The organism is Acinetobacter nematophilus (assembly GCF_026344175.1).
In the GTDB taxonomy this organism is placed as follows: Bacteria; Pseudomonadota; Gammaproteobacteria; order Pseudomonadales; family Moraxellaceae; genus Acinetobacter; species Acinetobacter nematophilus.
Window position 1 is genome coordinate 175,107 of the sequence record NZ_JAPKMY010000005.1, and the last position, 17,887, is coordinate 192,993.

General features: G+C 37.7%; 18 protein-coding genes. 6 read left to right on the top strand and 12 right to left on the bottom strand.

The window, feature by feature from the left end; translation table 11 throughout:
* Positions 1-17: 17 nt before the first annotated feature.
* The 12 genes from OSH00_RS11535 to ispH form a co-directional block, all read right to left on the bottom strand.
* The gene (locus OSH00_RS11535; RefSeq protein WP_266130542.1) at positions 18-788 is read right to left on the bottom strand and encodes a pilus assembly PilX family protein; all 771 of its coding nucleotides are present in this window, start codon (positions 786-788) and stop codon (positions 18-20) included.
* Positions 789-1,760: a PilW family protein gene (locus OSH00_RS11540; protein WP_266130543.1), complete on the bottom strand. Its 972-nt coding sequence runs from the start codon at positions 1,758-1,760 to the stop codon at positions 789-791.
* Complete coding sequence (gene pilV, locus OSH00_RS11545) at positions 1,760-2,317, bottom strand: type IV pilus modification protein PilV (protein WP_266130544.1); 558 nt, start codon at positions 2,315-2,317, stop codon at positions 1,760-1,762. Before pilV (OSH00_RS11545) ends, OSH00_RS11540 begins: the two co-directional genes overlap by 1 nt.
* On the bottom strand, positions 2,314-2,820 hold the full coding sequence (locus OSH00_RS11550; RefSeq protein ID WP_266130545.1) for a pilus assembly FimT family protein: 507 nt from the start codon (positions 2,818-2,820) through the stop codon (positions 2,314-2,316). The genes pilV (OSH00_RS11545) and OSH00_RS11550 overlap by 4 nt, the downstream gene beginning before the upstream one ends.
* Before the next feature lie 535 nt (positions 2,821-3,355).
* Positions 3,356-3,784: a type IV pilin protein gene (locus OSH00_RS11555; protein ID WP_266130546.1), complete on the bottom strand. Its 429-nt coding sequence runs from the start codon at positions 3,782-3,784 to the stop codon at positions 3,356-3,358.
* Positions 3,785-3,789: 5 nt separating this feature from the next.
* Complete coding sequence (locus OSH00_RS11560; RefSeq protein WP_277613822.1) at positions 3,790-4,323, bottom strand: type IV pilin protein; 534 nt, start codon at positions 4,321-4,323, stop codon at positions 3,790-3,792.
* Complete coding sequence (locus OSH00_RS11570) at positions 4,301-8,242, bottom strand: pilus assembly protein (RefSeq protein WP_266130547.1); 3,942 nt, start codon at positions 8,240-8,242, stop codon at positions 4,301-4,303. Before OSH00_RS11570 ends, OSH00_RS11560 begins: the two co-directional genes overlap by 23 nt.
* Positions 8,243-8,259: 17 nt before the next feature.
* Complete coding sequence (locus OSH00_RS11575; protein ID WP_266130548.1) at positions 8,260-9,033, bottom strand: pilus assembly PilX family protein; 774 nt, start codon at positions 9,031-9,033, stop codon at positions 8,260-8,262.
* Entirely contained in the window at positions 9,023-9,922 is a 900-nt protein-coding gene (locus tag OSH00_RS11580; protein WP_266130549.1) for a PilW family protein, read from the bottom strand. Before OSH00_RS11580 ends, OSH00_RS11575 begins: the two co-directional genes overlap by 11 nt.
* Positions 9,923-10,459 carry a type IV pilus modification protein PilV gene (gene pilV / locus OSH00_RS11585; RefSeq protein ID WP_266130550.1) on the bottom strand — a complete coding sequence of 179 codons (537 nt, stop codon included), beginning with the start codon at positions 10,457-10,459 and terminating at the stop codon, positions 9,923-9,925.
* Positions 10,456-10,965, bottom strand: coding sequence for a pilus assembly FimT family protein (locus tag OSH00_RS11590; protein ID WP_266130551.1), 510 nt, complete (start codon positions 10,963-10,965; stop codon positions 10,456-10,458). The genes pilV (OSH00_RS11585) and OSH00_RS11590 overlap by 4 nt, the downstream gene beginning before the upstream one ends.
* 759 nt (positions 10,966-11,724) lie before the next feature.
* Positions 11,725-12,675, bottom strand: coding sequence for a 4-hydroxy-3-methylbut-2-enyl diphosphate reductase (gene ispH / locus OSH00_RS11595; protein ID WP_196075743.1), 951 nt, complete (start codon positions 12,673-12,675; stop codon positions 11,725-11,727).
* A gap of 134 nt (positions 12,676-12,809) precedes the next feature.
* On the opposite strand from ispH, the gene gmk reads away from it, so the two are divergent.
* The 6 genes from gmk to bfr all read left to right on the top strand — a co-directional run bounded on the left by gmk (position 12,810) and on the right by bfr (position 17,793).
* On the top strand, positions 12,810-13,430 hold the full coding sequence (gmk, locus tag OSH00_RS11600) for a guanylate kinase (RefSeq protein WP_196075744.1): 621 nt from the start codon (positions 12,810-12,812) through the stop codon (positions 13,428-13,430).
* Positions 13,431-13,542: 112 nt separating this feature from the next.
* Positions 13,543-13,824: a DNA-directed RNA polymerase subunit omega gene (gene rpoZ, locus OSH00_RS11605; protein WP_196075745.1), complete on the top strand. Its 282-nt coding sequence runs from the start codon at positions 13,543-13,545 to the stop codon at positions 13,822-13,824.
* Positions 13,825-14,034: 210 nt separating this feature from the next.
* A complete protein-coding gene (locus OSH00_RS11610; RefSeq protein WP_196075746.1) occupies positions 14,035-16,146 on the top strand; it encodes a RelA/SpoT family protein in 2,112 nt (703 codons plus the stop codon).
* A 92-nt stretch (positions 16,147-16,238) separates the two neighbouring features.
* Positions 16,239-16,622 (top strand): RidA family protein, encoded by a 384-nt coding sequence (locus tag OSH00_RS11615; protein ID WP_100886076.1) that lies wholly within the window; start codon positions 16,239-16,241, stop codon positions 16,620-16,622.
* 197 nt (positions 16,623-16,819) lie between these two features.
* A complete protein-coding gene (locus tag OSH00_RS11620) occupies positions 16,820-17,014 on the top strand; it encodes a bacterioferritin-associated ferredoxin (RefSeq protein ID WP_130072231.1) in 195 nt (64 codons plus the stop codon).
* Between the two features lie 314 nt (positions 17,015-17,328).
* Positions 17,329-17,793, top strand: a complete 465-nt coding sequence (gene bfr / locus OSH00_RS11625; RefSeq protein ID WP_196075747.1) for a heteropolymeric bacterioferritin subunit Bfr — start codon at positions 17,329-17,331, stop codon at positions 17,791-17,793.
* The last annotated feature ends 94 nt before the right edge of the window (positions 17,794-17,887 follow it).

The window sequence follows — 17,887 nt, forward strand, 5'->3', positions numbered from 1 at the left end:
AAGATATCCCCTTTACCTTAGCTCTTAGTCGCATAGCTAATCACAGCATAATCCATGACTTGTTGACTATATGGCACACCCAAATCAGCAAAACATTCTGCAACTGTCTTTTGAGCTGCATACTTTGCAGACTTATCATTCAAATGTGTTTTAAAACAATCATTAATTTGACTTGAAAAACTTGACCATCCAGAGCCACTACCACTAGCAGCACCTGGGATAATCGTAGTCACAATAATTTGCACAGGTTGAACCTGATCAAGTTGAACTGTGGATGTATCTGTACCAGTAGGGAAATATTTAAAAGGTACGTCAGTATTACTGCTACTTTTTTTCACAGCAATCTGCGAAATCATAATATCTCGTCCACTGCTATAATCATTTTTTGTATATTGACAATAACCAGCAACTCCCAACTCACTATTATTTACATCTGTATCACTTGTAGGATAAATAACACTGGCCTGTTGAATAGAAAATAATTTGGCTTGGGTTTTCGGTCGATAACAGAAAACAAGCTCTTTGTTTAAAAAACTATCTGACTTTACAATCCCAAATAAGCCTAATGAACTTAAATTTTTCTGTAAAGTTGCTGAATCCTTGTTATCTTTTTCAAGTGCGAAGAATACAGCATCAGCAGTCTGCTGATTCAAACTTTGAATCTGGCTATTCGTCGCAATACTTAATCCTGTTAGACTCTGTTTCACTGCCAAAGTACCAATTAAAACCATTAAAATAAGTACAAATAGCACAGCAATAATTGTGACACCTCGTTGATGGACCCGCATTTATAAATCCTCCATGAGGCCATAGCCATTTCGTAATGCAACAGTCTGACTGATGACATCACGAATATACTTAGGATCTGAATCTGATGTACTTAAGGTCACCGCTTGATCTAAAACAGTATAATCACTTGGTAATTTATCTTTTTCTGAAATAGAATCATAACCACGCACTAAAGCACCTAACTGAATCGACATTATTCGAGGTCTAGGCGCCCCTGCTTTGGTCAGTGCGTTGGTTGCTCCCATATATTGGTCAATCGTCATATAGCTAAATTCATCTGTATTATTTTGCTTAACTCCAAGCAAAACATGAAAATAATCAACACGACGCATAATGATTTGACTACGTTCACCTAAACCAGAAATATTTGTAGGTAAAGCAGCTGTTTCTACCAATGTTTTATAACGCCCAGCATCACAAACCAAAGCCAGATTCCCTGCTGAGCCATCCTGACGTAAAAAATATCGCTGTACAATGAATGTACCTTTATCTATATCATCTTGTGAAATTGAATTGCCTTCACAATCAAAACCATTTGGATCAAAGGCTTTATATTGAATAACCAGTTGATCACTTTTTACATTCACATTTGATAATCCGACTTTAGCTTGGGTAAAATTCGCTAAATCTGCTGAATTGCCAGAAATAAAATAAGGAATATTTGCTGTTGCAACTTTTTTTTCATCTTCAGTTAATCCAGCGTAACTTTTAATGGTTGTAAACACGACACCACTGTATTGATTACGATCATTAACAACCGCTAAATCTGCATCTAAATTTGCGAGTTTTATATCTTTTAAAATAAAATTTAAACCAAAATTCCCATTATCTTGTAATTCTGCTAAGTTCTTCTGAAGCCCATAATTGATACTACCTGTCAAAAACAACTGCATCGCTGCTGCCATAATTAATAGCCCAATAACTAATGCCAACATCAATTCTACAAGCGTCATACCTTTTGAGTAATTCATTAGTAAGCCTCCAAAATAATACACTTAGAGTCTTTGTTATAAGAACCATCTTTGGTACAGCTATTTGTAGAATTACCATTAGAAGGATCTGTTTCATCCCAAGCGACATATATACAATAACGGCTTCTGGTCATATTTCCAGGGCAATCACTTATTGCTGTTTTCATTCCATTCAAAAAAGCTTTATATAAAATTTGATTTACATCTTCTTCTGCAAATTTCTGACTAGAACATTTTGTTGTGTTGTTGCACTTTGCAGAATAAGTCGTCGCATATGTTCTTCCTGCAAAAGCATTTGCGTATGCATCAACGACTTGATCAACCTCATTGACTTTAATTGTTATATTTTTTGATAAACCTTGATTATTTGCACGCATTCGCTCAGAAAGATCACGAGCCAAACTCATTGCTTGAATACGTTTAGACGCATCAAGAGAAGCTTCCATGGCTCTCATTTGTAGCATCGCAAAACCTAACACCCCAATTGATAATAATATGAGTGCAACAAGGACTTCCATCATACCTATTCCCTTTTGGGGAGATAATGCTTTCATCATGAGGTACAATCCCCGTCAAAATTGGATTTATTCGTTGTTGTAACTTTGCCAAAATTTGTTAAATATACATATTTAGTATATGAATTACTTGAAATTTGTATTTCTAAATTTTGAGGAAAATTTTCTACATTTCCTTGCGGCAAAAAGACAATTTTAGAGAGTGTAGGAATTGTAGAACTATAGCCCCATGTTTTTTTTCCATTATCATTGGTAATACATTCACCTGTTTTAAAAATTAAAGTTTGTCCTGAAGGTATATTCCAATATTTACTTTGAGCAGAATCTTTTCCAGCTGTATTAAGATTAACTGTTACTTTTTTCCGAAATACAACGGCATCTGATCTTGCTTGGGTCAATATTTTCTCTAAATCAACTGAAGTTCTCTCAAGCTTCCTTTTTAACGTTAAATCTTGAACTTTTGGCGCAGCAATTATGGCAACAATCGAAATAATGATTAATGTGACTATTAATTCAATTAAGGTGAATCCCCGATTATTTTGCATCACAATTCCCACTACAACAAAACTTTACCTAACTTAAAATCATAACCAAAACACTTACAAAACCAATACAAGTTGGATGAAAGGCATAAAAAAGCAGACAATTGAAAACTTCAATTATCTGCTGAAATATCATGTGAATTTATCTTAAACATATTGTAAATACAACTTAAATATCGTCAAATCATTTGAATTCAATTATTCCTACCAATAAGATTTATTTTTTATACAAATTGTTAGAAGATTTGGTGATTCATTTATTTTGTATTTTTGAATCATCACTTATGTTTCAATCATGCGCGATATGAATGTCGACATTAAGTGGCGTATAAACAAAAATTAAACGCTGTTTGATTTTCAGCGCAAGAATGTGATTAAAAAAATGGTTGAGTGAAGTAAAACTTCAGCTGCACAAATTCAGTTAAATTTGAGAGTAAAGCAGGGTGATGAAGGTTTTATATTATTCAATAATGGATTCATCACATTAATTTTATTCAACACTTTAATAAGCACACGCTTAGGTACCACAAACCAAATTTTATCTAGCATCCCAATTTGTCGTTGCCGAAGGAGTACATGTAGAACCTTTGGTCCAACATTTTTGACCTTGGCTATTTAACCCAACCTCACCATTTCCATCTTGTTGCGAACCAATTATTGGCGTTGCTTTTAGGGACCATGTCAAATTGTCTGTAGAAACGGCTAATTTGACTTTATATTTTGCAGTTACACCAGTTGGGTAATATTCTTCAAATTGTCCATTTTCCAATGTAGCATCTTTAAAAGTTCCTTTCACCATTTTACGATTAGACAAATTTCGAGCAATTTGCAACATTTCACTTTGCATATCCACTCTATTGGCCTTAACTACATATTCCTGATAAGCTGGATAAGCAATTGCAGCTAAAATTCCTAAAATTGCTACTACAATCAAAAGCTCCATTAAGGTAAAACCTTCTGATTTCATACTTTTCACCATGATGTAATATCACTGCCTGTGCATGCTGTAAAAGTTACACTGTCTTTCGTCTTACAGCGAATACCCTCACTCGTCATAAGCAAATTATAGTTTTTAACATCTGTACTTTCAGCCTTTATTACCCAACCAAATCCTGACGCACTGGAACTTTTAAGTGACAAATTTGGATCAGATAAATCTTTGAGTATCATTTTATATTTGACTGTATCTCCAGACGAACCTACAGGTGTTGTAATGTCTTCCGAAGAATTTGTGTTATATAAATTTTTTAAGTCAAAGTTTTTATAAGTGAAGTTCTTAGATTTAAATATTTCCAACTGATTTGCAATTTTCTGCATTTCCTGTTGTGCTTGTGCTAGTGCTGCTCTTCTAACATGATCCTGATAGTTTGGATAAATAACCGCTGCTAAAATGGTAATAATCACAATGACAATCATTAGTTCAATTAATGTAAATCCATGGTGGCCCCTGTGACAAGCAGGGCTTGTCACAGCTCCATATCGCTTAGTTATACTTAGCTTCAACATATTTTTCATACCATCGAATAGGGTTTAGGATCTTGTTACACTCCCAACGGCCTTTCCCTTGTTGTAAACCAAGTAAGGTTAAAGCACCACATGTATTGCCTGAACTGTTTCCACCACTATTTGTGTCATCAGGACCAAAAGTGATGCCTTGTATACCAGGGCCTAAAACATTTTGATTCTTTCCATCTGAGATTTGGAAACCTGTACTTTTCTCAAGATTCCAGTCCACAACACCTTTGGCATCCAGACAAGCCCCATAAGGTAAACAAAACTGTTGGGAATTACTTTCACCAATGATTCGTGGTTGGCAAGGATTCTGTCTATCCACAATACCTGTACCTTCAGGATCATAAACTGGAATAATCAATCTACCCGTCATTGCAACAGGCTCTTCCTCAAACGCTTTCACCCCTCCTGCTGTACGTCCTGCGACTGGATTCCCATTCTGATCACTTGATAATGAACGATACCATCCTTGCATGCCTTCTTTAGTGTATGGGAAGAACATCTGAGAAATGACGCCCTCTATCTTTTGAGGGTTTGCTTTTAAATATTTTAAAGTAATATCAACTGATTTTAAGGTGATATCTTTGTAAGCACCTGTTATTGGGTCTTTTGTACCCGTAATTAATCCACCATCCGTAATATCACGATCAATCAATCCATAAACTTTATTGGTTGGACGACCCGTTAACTCATTTAAAGGCAACATGAGTTCACGACCTTTACTCGGTGAAACATCCAATGGCGTACTACGGTCACCTGAGGCAATACCCACCATAACAAAAGTTAAGGTTCCTTCATCGTGAACTGTTAATGTCGGTGGTTGATAAAAACGAGGTTGATCTCCATTTGTAATAGCTGTTCCATCTGCTTTTGTTGCAAGATTTGCCAAACGGACCACTCGCTTCCCAAAAGATGCTGAAGGCGTATTTTTCGCATTATTTAAATCGACTCGAAATACTTGCCCTCCTAAATCTCCAAAGAACAGATGATCAACCAAGCCATCCCCATCACGATCCAAAGTACTGATCCTGCTAACCACACTATGAGTCATATTGGTATTGTTGGTATTGGCATTTGCATTACTCGCCCACCAAATTCTTTCGCCAGTTTTGGCATTGATCATATAAATTGCATTACCATCAGCTTGAGTTTTATTGTCGCATGAGATAGATGGATAATCCGTATTAGAATTTAAAGCATTGAGCCTAAATCTTGGATTCTCATAACACATGTCATAGCCCCCACCCACAATCATCACTCGGGTGATTTGGTTGTTATAACGAATATTGGCTAGGACGGGTTTAGACCATGTTTGTCCCATACGAATGTAATCACCAGTTCCACCCAAAATGTGGAAAAGTAATTTTGGTGAACTTGGATTGAGAACATCTAAGCCATAATAGCTTTTCCCGCCCATTCGCATACCACCATACACATTCATCTTATTTGCAACGACTGATGTTTCTGGCTCACTTCGACTGCCAGCTTTCACTTGATAAGCTGTATCAGCGACCCAAGCCCCACTTATTCCATGTGCCACACCTTGTATATCTGACTCACCTTTTCTCAATGCCTTAGATGCTGTAGGATTTTGTAAAATATCAGCAGGAACAAAGACCATTTGTTCTTGACCTGTATTCGAATCAACAATCCTTAACGCCCCTTCCATACTGCCATAAAGTACAGATTGCTTTCTTGCATCTTTCAAATTGCCAAGTGCATCTAGTTTTCCTTCATAGGTTATTTGCACTGGAAAAGAATGAATACTCGCCCCCATGGATGTAAAAGCATCTTTAGGGGGATTTAGACTATTTGGAAGCTGAGTTAAACTCAGACTCAAGTCATAACCTAAATAATTCAATAATTTCAATTGAATATTTAATGCTAAGTTTTTAAGCCGAGTATCTGTTTTAAATTTATCCAGTAATGCACTTGCTGTTATTGCAGATTGAGTCACCAAAAATAAATCTGATTTTTTACCTGTTGGTGTAATCTCACCACTTGATGCTACACTTTGAATATCTGAATAAAGGGGTCTATGACCGTTAGGACTTACGATCGTAGGTAATTTGAGTTTTGAATAAACTCCACCTTCTATAACACCTACACCAGAAGTGCTCCCCCAAAAATCCCGGGAGTTTGGATTAAGTAATCCATTGTTTTTAAAAACAAATCCTGTGCCGTCTTTACCTTTTAGCGCCCCACCTTGAATATTGTATTTTTTTAAGTTCCCCGTCCAAGTGATATTTTGAGTACCAGGTTTTGGTTCTAATACTCTTAAATAACCATAAGACTGGAAGGATTGTGGACTTAATGCGTCTACTGGAACAGAAACCGCACCTGTAGACAACGGAGCAATTTGATGGTTGCTCAAGTTATCAATAAACTGAATTACACTATGGGTAATTTCACTAGATTCTTTTGCAATAAAAAAACCGCCATTTCCATAACCAGGTTTAGGCGTTCTATAACTTGGTGCTGTTGGCGAACACTGATCATCTGACTTTCGATCATCTTGTGTACGGGAGCTTAGTCTACAAGCATTTTCTACATAGCCTTTGCCTAAGTTATTCATGGTATCACCAAACCCAACAAAAGCAGTTTGAATCGAGACACCTGATGGGTTTTGCTCTGGATTAAATAATCTTTTCGCAAACTCGCCCATACAACGCCAACCGCCTGGATTAGTACCATCAAAACCCTCTGACAGCCCCCCATCACAACTAAAATTACCACCAAACGTAGCTAAAGCAGTAGACATTATATTACTTGATCTAGTGTCATCCGTAGAATTGGCCGCACCATCTGAAAGGATATAAATTCCTTGTCCATCACAGCTTTGACGATCAGTAACAGCGGGGAATGGAGATTGGTATGTTGTCTTATTTGCTACTTTTGTAGAATCAGAAGAGTGACTAAAACCACTATCGACATCAACTAAATGCTTACCTGTTTTTCTATAACATGTTCCTGAATATCCATCTAAACTACATCCCCAACTATTCATACCACTTACTGCAGAGCTAGACAATTGACGATTTATCCAGCCACTCCAAGCATTACATGATGTTTTAATATTGTTCCAGCTTGCGCACGCTTTATAATAGTTATTGTTAAATTTAAAATAAACTGGCGCATTGTTTAAATTCACCCATTGTAATGTACTTGTCCCCATCAAATATGCTGCTGCTTCAGCATACGCATGTGCTGTAGGTGTGCCATTGTATGCAACCAAACTACTAATCGCATTTTTTAATGCTATTCTTTGAGGTGAATTCAAACCACCAAGCTCTTTTGCTGGAACCAGAATTTGACCACTGTGGCCATCTCCATTGGCAGAATAGTTCCCTAAACCAACACGAACTTGCCTCAAGGAAGCATCTTCACTATTTAAAAAAGCAAACATCCCATCTTTTAAACGAGTCAATCGATCTAAACATTGGTAGCCTGTAATCGTTCCACTTGAATTTTTAATTGGATCACAACCTGAAACTTCATCTTTAACAGTAGTTGTTGCCGAACCAGAAGACACATAACAGAAATTACGTTCATAACTCGGAACAGTTCCTGAACTGATCCGATATGCGGTATTACTATAAAGATTTGACAGGCTTGTAATTAATGTCGCTAAAGATGTTGATGTATAAGCTATTCCACAGTTTAAACCATAGTCATCCCGATAACTAAACCCATTACCACTCGCTGGTCCCATACTGCCCGATGTATCCAACATCATCACCAGGGTCTTTTTGCCTACCGTCGGTGCAGCATAAATCTGTAGATCATTGGCTCGAGTGACAGAAGAAATAATCAAGAATGTACCAATAAATGTTATAAACCCCGCCGCATTTAAATTTATTCTTTTGGCTTTACGGGCATAACTTAATGAGGCAGTAAGCTTTTTAGATTTCATTTTACATTCCTCTAGATCTATACTGGTTCTTTAACTATTTTTATAAATGTTTGTAAATTAAATTCCTGAACTTGACTATTGACTGGTACACCAATATTCACAAGACATTGCGCTGTGGTCTGTTTATTACTGGTTTCCACATCTGAATTATCATTCACATTATCTTTTAAACATGCTTGAGCAGCAGACAAATTTTTAGCGTAAATCGGCATCATTGCTACTGTGGTCATTCGAATACGTTTTTGTTCAGTGATGCCTTGTGGAATTGTTTGCCCTCCACTGACATTGATATTTCTTGCGAGCAATGCCAAAGGTGGTAGATCAGCTGTATCTGTTGGAATTTTAATAGCAACTTGTGTAACCACCCCTCTTCTTGCACTACCAAAGTCAGTGGTTAAATTACAAAAGTTGTCAGTACTTCCTTCAACCAACTCAACACCAGAACTTGTAGTTCTAAGCACAGCCATAGAAGCCACTGAACCAAATCGGGTACTTACTTTTGGTCTATAGCAGAATACATATTCCTTACCCAGTTCAGTATCCGCATCCTTCAAAGCTTTACCAAGAACACTTGAAAGATCAACGTGCCTATTTAAATCTTCTAAAAAAACTTGATTGATTGGTGTATCAGCAGTTTGGCTTGAGAGCTGATAGGATTGTGCATTTGTCGCAATATTCAATGTGATCATAGAAGTTCGAATTGCCATTACACCAATGATCGTCAAGAATAAAAGCATCATCATAACGACAATGAGCGTTGAACCCTTTTGCTTGTTTAGCTTAGTTTTCATAAATCTTTTCTCCTAAGCCATTTCTTAAAGCAATCGTGGTGGTATATAACCGTCGTAAGTACGGACTTTTATCATTTACCCACGCTGGGCCGCCATATTCATAAAAATTAAAGCTTTCATTAGGGTTGATATGTTTATATTTAATCGGGTCTTTGGTCCGCACCAACATCATCATACGAATCGATATGACTCTACTGTTATTACCACTATGACTACCGCTCTCTATAAAGTCCTGAATGCGGTAATAGCGCAATTTATCTCCTCTAAACTTTATGCCCAAATAGAACTTGACCAAATCCACTCGAGGTATAATCACAGTACCCTCTGTTTCCTTAGCCCCCACAATGTTGTCTTTATTGGTTGCATGACAGGCCAATGCTAAATTTCCATCAGAATCTTTTTTCAAAAAATAACGTTGAATTACATTGCTACCTTTTGCTACACCTACACCTTCGCAGTTCATCATGTTGTGAGGTGCTTGAAACATAATGGTCAGTTGGTCACTCTTGATATTTGTCGTTGACTCACCATCAGATCGGGTTAAAAGTTTTGAATCAACAGCTAGTCCTGGTAAATTGACTTGATCTGTTGCATTTGGACTGGCAGTAAATAGAATTCCCGTGTTAGGGGTGTAGGTATTTATCCCTAAATTATTAACATTGCCATAATTCGCCAAGCGAATATCTTTTGCGACATAATCGACACCAAACACACCACTTTCTTGTAGTTCTGCACTGGCTTCCTGTAATTTTGCTGTAATTATCCCCCCAGTAAATAATTGGAGAGCTGCTGCGCTAATGATCAAACCAAGTGCAAGCGCAACGATTAACTCAAGTAATGTAAAGCCCTGCTGATATGTCCCCCTTTTAGGCGCTGACAACACATTCATTTAATATGCCTCCATCATTAGGCATTGCGCAGTAAATTTATATATCCCATCACTCCCCATACAGGCACTATAATCATTCGCTTTTAACTTTGATGCCGTGTCGCCCCAAGCCGCAAATAAGCACTGCCTTTTAATCGTAGCGCCGATACCAGGGCAGTCCGTCATGGTCATACGTATACCATTCCTTGCGGCTTCCTTGACTGCTACATAGGCATCCGCATGGGCCATTTCAGTAGATGTACATTCAAGAAAACTGCTATTCCCAAAATCAAAACACTCTCCTTTGATTCCATTTGGTCTCGAATCTAGATTCATATATTTTTGTACGGCAGCAGGATAATCAGATTGCCCATCTGGATTGACACGCATACTTTCTGTTAACCCTCGCAAAATAAGCATTGCTTGGGATCTTGTAAGCGCCTCACCCGTTGCATCAACAGCTCTTAGCTGCAAAGCAGTAAATCCCAAAACGCCAATCGCCAAGAGCACCAAAGCCACTAAGACTTCGACTAAACCTACTCCCCACTGATTTTTCATGAGCATGCTCCACTTTTCTGAGAGGAGGTGATCCCAATAACAGAGACCGTTATTTCAGTTAACTTATTATTGCCACATATTGTTATTTTTCTGGCTTTTAGATTGTTATTTGACACATTTTCAAGTGATGATCCAATTGGGCTAAAAACAACATTGGCATCTCCGCCCATACTTAAATGTTTATCAATATTGGCTAAAATGACACGTTTTGCATCAATATAATTTGAGACATTCGCACTACTCACACCAGCTTTAATTAAACAAAGAGTCTTTGTTATCTCCTGATGTGAACTGTCTTTATTTGGACAAACGATCACAGACATTTTTATCGATGATGCCCGACTTTTACCTTCTTTTAGTGCCGTCATGAGTTCTTTATTACTTTTATTCGCTTGATAAGTTGCTAATAGATTTGAAAATGAAGGAACCGCAATTGTCGCAATAATCGCTAAAACAGCGATCGCCACCATCAACTCAATCAAGGTAAATCCCCAATTATTTCGCATCAGTCCCCCAGCATAAGTAAAACCAGACTTGATTAAAAAATCATAGCCAAAACACTTTCAAAACCAATAAAAGTTAGATGAAAGGTATAAAACCCCAGACAATCGGTTTTATATATCTTATTGAAAATTAACACTTATTTTTAAATTTTATTGATAATTTTTGCATTTTTCACTCAATGTGTTTTTATTTAGGCAGCATGATTAAAAGTCAATAAAACTGACACAATATTTTTAAAATCTACGATGATATAGACTTCTTTTTTGTATTTTTAAGCAGCGAGGTCGTGAGGTATCGTCTATTTCCACGGGTAAAATCTGTAATAGCACCCAGCAGCAGATAAAACTTAATCTAATGACACAGTCAGGTAAAATTGGCTAATCGAAAAAAGCAGAAAACACTCTATTTACTATCTGAGTTCAATGGAAATTCTTGTTGAAATATGAAACTCAAAAACGTTATCGGTAACTTTTTGTGGCAGAGTCCCATTTATAAAGTGTTTTTCTGCGACTTATTTTTTCTGTGTCTTATCAAATGGGGGATTGGTAATCGGCAAGTTTTATGCCGATAGATAAATAAAATCGGCAAAGTCCTATCATAGTTTACAAGCCTTCCACAGCATATTTAACTCATCAGTCATACATTAGGTATGATCAGTTAAATCGAAAATATGCTTCTCGATTTAACTTTAAGTTATTTCATGATGTAGCTAAATTGATCTTTATGCCATTTCGAGAGAATCTCAAAAATAACGATCGTGCTTATGCTTGTGTTACATGAATGCGTAGCTCTTTGGGCAGACTAAATGTGATGTTTTCCTCACGGCCATTGAGTTCCTGTGGCGCTGTTGCGCCCCAGTCCTGTAAACGTTGAATCACCTGCTTAATGAGGATCTCAGGTGCAGAAGCCCCAGCTGTCACGCCAATTTTATGATCAGGACTAAACCACGCTTGTTGCAGCTCATCTGCATTATCCACCAAATAGGCATGTTTCCCCATTCTCTCTGCCAACTCACGTAAACGATTGGAATTGGATGAGTTTGGAGAGCCTACGACCAATACCACATCACATTGTGTTGCCAGATCACGGACAGCGTCTTGACGGTTTTGAGTGGCATAACAGATGTCATCTTTACGAGGACCTTGGATTTGCGGAAATTTATGACGTAAAGCATCAATGACTTTAGCGGTATCATCAATGGATAAAGTAGTTTGAGTCACAAATGCCACTTTTTCAGGATGTTTAACTGTCAATAATGCAACATCTTCTTCATCTTCAACCAGATAAATTTCACCCCCATTTTTTTTGTCATACTGCCCCATCGTTCCTTCAACCTCAGGATGACCCTCATGACCGATGAGAATTGCTTCAGTCCCTTCACGGGCGTATTTGGTGACTTCGATATGTACTTTAGTCACCAAAGGACAAGTGGCATCAAACACTTTTAATCCACGGCGTTCAGCTTCCTGTTGTACGGCTTTGGACACCCCATGTGCACTAAAAATAACAATATTATCATCAGGAACTTCATCTAATTCATCAACAAAAATCGCACCACGTTGACGAAGATCATCCACCACAAATTTGTTATGGACCACTTCATGCCGGACATAGATCGGTGGACTAAAACATTCAAGTGCACGATTGACAATGGCAATTGCACGATCTACACCTGCACAGAATCCACGTGGATTCGCCAATACAATTTCCATAAAATCCTCAATGTTCACTTCAATGGTTGAATATATTTTAGCGATTAAACACAAACAATGTGTAAAAACTGTTTTGTTTGTCTGCGCTCTACTCTAAAATAGAGAAGATATTTTATCATATCAGGAAAAATATCATGTCGGGTCTATTGTTTGTCGTTTCTGCGGCTTCAGGAACAGGCAAAACATCTCTCGTGAAGGCACTACTTGAGCGTGTAAGCAACTTACATGTTTCTGTTTCTCATACGACTCGTGGTCAACGACCTGGCGAACTCGACGGTGTTCATTATCATTTCACTTCTAAAGAAAATTTTCTTGAACAGGTGAATCAAGGCGGTTTTATCGAATATGCCGAAGTTTTTGGCAATTACTATGGTACTGCACAAGCAACGGTAAAAGAACAGTTGGCAAAAGGTCATGATGTTCTTTTAGAAATTGACTGGCAAGGCGCTGAACAAGTTCGTAAACTTTTTCCTGAATCTAAACAAATCTTTATCCTTCCTCCAACACAGTTTGATCTTCGTCAGCGTCTTTCCAATCGAGGAACTGACTCTGTTGAAGTGATTGAGCATCGTCTCAGCTGTGCTGTTGAAGACATGCAGCAGTATGTTAATTTTGAATACATCATTATCAATGATGATTTCAATAAAGCATTGCATGATCTCGAGTCTGTGATCAATGCCAATCGTTTAAAGATTGAACAACAAGCAAACCGTCATCAAGCCTTAATCAGCAAACTCATTACACCGCAAAGTTAATTTTTTGAGCTGAAGTTTATTCAATAAGCATCGATTAAAACTTGAGTCTGTGATGAAAGCATTTTATACTGCACAGTCTATTTAAAAATTTTGTATTCAAACGAGAATTCTTATGGCACGCGTAACCGTTGAAGATTGTTTAGACCATGTAGACAACCGCTTTGAGCTTGTACTAGTGGCAAGCAAACGCGCGCGTCAATTGGCACGTCAAGGTATTGAACCTACTGTTGAGTGGGACAATGACAAACCCACTGTTGTTGCATTACGTGAAATTGCGGTCGGTCATGTGACTAAAGATATTTTGAAACAGCGTGATCAAGATTATCAAACATCAAGTCTTGACCTTGCGCTATCTGCAAACAACCTAAATCTTGAAGGCTTTTCTTTCCAATAAGTTCAGCTTTTTATCAAAGCCTAGTTTTTCAACTAGGCTTTTTTATTGCAGCCATTTTTCAAAAAAATTGCCAACTGATCGACAAATTTAGAAATATTTGTTAAAAAAAATAAATATTTTTTCGGTCTAGAAATTGACAAGTCGCTCAATATGCTTTTCATTAAGCATTAGGAAAAGATTTCAAATTTGTAATTTAAGATAGGTGTTTATATGCCAGGCCAAGAGGTCAGCCAAGCCAAGCAACAGCTTAACGTAATTATCGACGCTTATTTAAAACCAAGCGATGTCGAGCGGGTTCTTACGGCTTGTGATTATGCTGACATTGCGCATGATGGTATTACACGTAAAAGTGGTGAACCCTATATCCTGCATCCAATCGCAGTGAGCTGTATTTTGGCGCACATGCGTATGGATGCTGAAACATTGATGGCAGCTTTGCTGCATGATGTGATTGAAGATACTGATTTTACCAAAGAAGACATTACTGAAAAATTTGGCAAGACCGTTGCAGAATTGGTTGACGGTGTTACCAAACTCAGCCACTCCAGCGACAAAGAATATAATAAAGCAGCATCTTTCCGCAAAATTCTTCAAGCAACCTTACAAGATCCTCGCGTCATTATCATCAAGCTTGCAGATCGTTATCATAACATGACCACGCTAGGTGCATTACGCCCAGATAAACGTGCGCGTATTGCCCAAGAAACCTTTGATATTTTTGTACCTATGGCACGTCTTGTCGGTATGAATGAAATGGCTGATAACCTAGAGCATTTGTGCTATCAAAATCTTGATCTGGATATGTACAATGACGTGCAGGAGAATTTACTCAAAACCAAACCAGAGCGATGTAAATACCAATCTGTTTGGGAACAAAATTTAGCTGAATTGCTCAATAACTATAATATTCAAGGTCGTATTAAAAAGAAAAATAACAATATTGAATTATTGCGCCACTTTGTTAAAAATGAAATTGATTTGCAGGAGCTCACACATAGTCATGCTTTTGAAATTATTCTTCAAAGCATTGCCGACTGTGACCGTCTGGTCGATGCCTTACGGGAAAACTTCCAGGTTTTAGACTATGAAGATCATATTCGCCGCCCCTTACCTGGCGGTAATCAATCTTTAATGATCAAGCTTAAAGGTGAGCGCACTACACTTTCGCTGACCATTCAGACAGAATTGATGCGTAAAGCAGCTCGATTTGGTGTGGTTTTAGGTGAGAATGCACCACAAGCTTGTCGCTCAGCAATTCAGGCCTCTATGAAGAATCTAGATCTTTTGGTTGGTAATGAATGTGCTAAAACTACATTTAGTGATTTGCTCGATTATCTACACCAAGAAAAAATTTGGGTTTATACCCCACATGGTCAGTTGCATGAGTTACCACAAGGTGCAACTGCTGTTGATTTTGCCTATTCAGCAAGTTTATTTTTGGGTAACCATGCTGTGGGTGCCAAAATCAATGGAGAAATTAAACCACTTTCAACCCCTCTGGTCAGTGGACAAGTGGTTGAGGTCATCACTGATGTATTGGCAACACCAAATCCGGATTGGTTAAGTTTTATCAACACCCAGAAAGCACGGCGTGCAATTCAAAATATTTTACGTGACCAAGATCTTGAAGAACAACGTTTGGTTGGGCAACAAGCACTAAACCGTGCTTTAAAATTATTTAATCGCTCTATCAAAGATCTATCGGAAGCAGATTGGGCCGACCTGTTGGAATGGCGCCATATTCAAGATCAAGACACTTTATTTGAACAAATCGCTGTAGGTGATTTACTGCCTCAGTTGGTTGCCAATCATTTATATGCGCAATCTCAAAATACTGAAGAACATGCCTCAAATCGCTTAATCCAAGGTACGGATGGTGTAGACGTTAAATATGCACATTGCTGCAATCCCGTATTAGGCGATCCAATACAAGGACATTTATCCCGTCGTGGTTTGATTGTTCACCGTGAGCGCTGCCATAACCTTTTGCACGAGCAACATTTACATCCTGAAAATATCATGTTGCTGCATTGGACCTCTGAACAGGAAGATGATGTCAACTTCAATGCGTACTTAAGTATTGATTTGGTTTTAACTGATGAACAAATTTCAGAATTGATTTATCTCTGTCGTAAAGCTAAAACAGGCGTAGAATCAGTACACACCCATGAAGATAAAACCTATGTAAATATTGTGGTGAATAACCGAAAACAGATTGCGCAGATTATTCGTGAACTCCGTATGCAGTTTGGTTTCCCTCGGATCAGTCGATTGGCAATGCCAATTGCAATCAATGAAACACTGAAAGCAAAAGCATGCTAAATTAAGCAGTACGCTATTTATCGTTATTCGTCGATCAATGGTATAGCGCATATGTATCATGATGAAATGATTAAAAAATCAAGGAGAAATCAATGTCCCGCCAAGTGATTCATACTGAAAATGCCCCTGCTGCGATTGGTACTTATTCACAAGCAATCCTCGTAGACAATACTTTATATCTTTCAGGGCAGATTGGCTTAGACCCATACAGCATGGAATTGGTTGAAGGCATTGAAGCGCAAATCCGACGCGTTTTTGACAATTTAAAAGCAGTCTGTGAAGCGGCAGGTGGTTCTTTAGCGGATATCGCAAAACTCAATATTTTCCTGACAGATTTATCAAATTTTCAGTTGGTTAATCAAATTATGGGAGAATACTTTGCTCAACCCTACCCGGCACGTGCTGCGCTAGGCGTTGCAGCCCTGCCCAAAGGTGCATTGGTTGAGATGGATGGTGTGGTGATTATTCCTCAATAATTGCAGTTAAAAGAATTTTTACTAAGCAATTGATTTAAAATGTATTAAAAATATACAAAAAATACTGCCGATCAGGTGGTATTTTTTTATTCAAAAAGCCAATCATAATAAGTGAGATTTTAAATAAATTTCATTGACAAATGATAACAATTATCAATAATATTAGATATCGCATTTAACCGCTGGGTTGAGTTTTCATGTACGTATGCTTATGTCGTGGTATTACAGATCAAGATATTAAAGACGCTATGGCAAATGGTGCGGAAAGCTATCGTGAAGTGCGTGAACTATTGGATTTGGGTACCTGCTGTGGTCGCTGTGCGCCTGAAGCAAAAAGCATCATCAATGAAGAGCTTGCACTGATTGCCGCACGTATTTCCGTTGCTGCTTAATGATTCCATGCCTCATCAAGAATTTTCCTATAACGATAATAAATAAGTTTTCTAATGATCCCCGGATCATTCTCCTCCCCCGCTTCGACTCAAAGCGGGTTCATTTTTTGGATAACCTGCCTCAATAAACCAACACTCTATTGTTTTTGATTGCGATTTTCATTTGCCGTTCTATAAATAACTCGTCAGCATCTAAAAAGTTGATTAATATAGACTGATACCAGATTGCCTTAATCACTATATTTCAATGACATCCTTTTCAGTGAAAAGTTTGGAAAAGATTTAAGGCAGAAATTTAAAGTGGAGCTTTGACCATGAAAGGCAATCGAGACGTTATCAACCAACTTAACCAAGTACTTTTTCATCATCTGACGGCAATCAACCAATATTTCTTACATTCACGTATGTTTAATGACTGGGGAATTGAACAACTTGGTTCTGCTGAATATAAAGAATCAATTCGTCAGATGAAACATGCTGATAAAATTATTGAACGTATTCTTTTTTTAGAAGGTTTACCTAATCTTCAACATTTAGGCAAACTGTATATCGGTCAACATACGCTTGAAGTTTTGAATTGTGATGTTCGCAAAGTAAAAGAAAATATTGAAGCATTAAAAACTGCCGTTGCGTTGGCAGAAACACATTTAGACTATGTCACACGCGATCTGGTGCAAGAAATTCTAGAAAAAGAAGAAGAATACTGGGATTGGACCACTACACAACTTGATCTTACCGAGAGTGTAGGCATCGAGAATTATATCCAAAGCCAAATGTAAGTTTGACTCTGTAAAAAAATCCCCAATTGGGGATTTTTTTACGTTGTCGTTGGGATAATTTTGAGCTTTGTTTTGAGCGTGAAATACCATTCAA

Coding starts and splice junctions, on each gene's coding strand:
- OSH00_RS11535 (WP_266130542.1), bottom strand. CDS start 788: ATGCGGGTCCATCAACGAGGTGTCACAATTATTGCTGTGCTATTTGTA.
- pilV (WP_266130550.1), bottom strand. CDS start 10,459: ATGAAAAATCAGTGGGGAGTAGGTTTAGTCGAAGTCTTAGTGGCTTTG.
- OSH00_RS11570 (WP_266130547.1), bottom strand. CDS start 8,242: ATGAAATCTAAAAAGCTTACTGCCTCATTAAGTTATGCCCGTAAAGCC.
- pilV (WP_266130544.1), bottom strand. CDS start 2,317: ATGATGAAAGCATTATCTCCCCAAAAGGGAATAGGTATGATGGAAGTC.
- rpoZ (WP_196075745.1), top strand. CDS start 13,543: ATGGCACGCGTAACCGTTGAAGATTGTTTAGACCATGTAGACAACCGC.
- OSH00_RS11555 (WP_266130546.1), bottom strand. CDS start 3,784: ATGAAATCAGAAGGTTTTACCTTAATGGAGCTTTTGATTGTAGTAGCA.
- bfr (WP_196075747.1), top strand. CDS start 17,329: ATGAAAGGCAATCGAGACGTTATCAACCAACTTAACCAAGTACTTTTT.
- OSH00_RS11615 (WP_100886076.1), top strand. CDS start 16,239: ATGTCCCGCCAAGTGATTCATACTGAAAATGCCCCTGCTGCGATTGGT.
- OSH00_RS11620 (WP_130072231.1), top strand. CDS start 16,820: ATGTACGTATGCTTATGTCGTGGTATTACAGATCAAGATATTAAAGAC.
- OSH00_RS11560 (WP_277613822.1), bottom strand. CDS start 4,323: ATGTTGAAGCTAAGTATAACTAAGCGATATGGAGCTGTGACAAGCCCT.
- gmk (WP_196075744.1), top strand. CDS start 12,810: ATGTCGGGTCTATTGTTTGTCGTTTCTGCGGCTTCAGGAACAGGCAAA.
- ispH (WP_196075743.1), bottom strand. CDS start 12,675: ATGGAAATTGTATTGGCGAATCCACGTGGATTCTGTGCAGGTGTAGAT.
- OSH00_RS11550 (WP_266130545.1), bottom strand. CDS start 2,820: ATGCAAAATAATCGGGGATTCACCTTAATTGAATTAATAGTCACATTA.
- OSH00_RS11580 (WP_266130549.1), bottom strand. CDS start 9,922: ATGAATGTGTTGTCAGCGCCTAAAAGGGGGACATATCAGCAGGGCTTT.
- OSH00_RS11590 (WP_266130551.1), bottom strand. CDS start 10,965: ATGCGAAATAATTGGGGATTTACCTTGATTGAGTTGATGGTGGCGATC.
- OSH00_RS11575 (WP_266130548.1), bottom strand. CDS start 9,033: ATGAAAACTAAGCTAAACAAGCAAAAGGGTTCAACGCTCATTGTCGTT.
- OSH00_RS11540 (WP_266130543.1), bottom strand. CDS start 1,760: ATGAATTACTCAAAAGGTATGACGCTTGTAGAATTGATGTTGGCATTA.
- OSH00_RS11610 (WP_196075746.1), top strand. CDS start 14,035: ATGCCAGGCCAAGAGGTCAGCCAAGCCAAGCAACAGCTTAACGTAATT.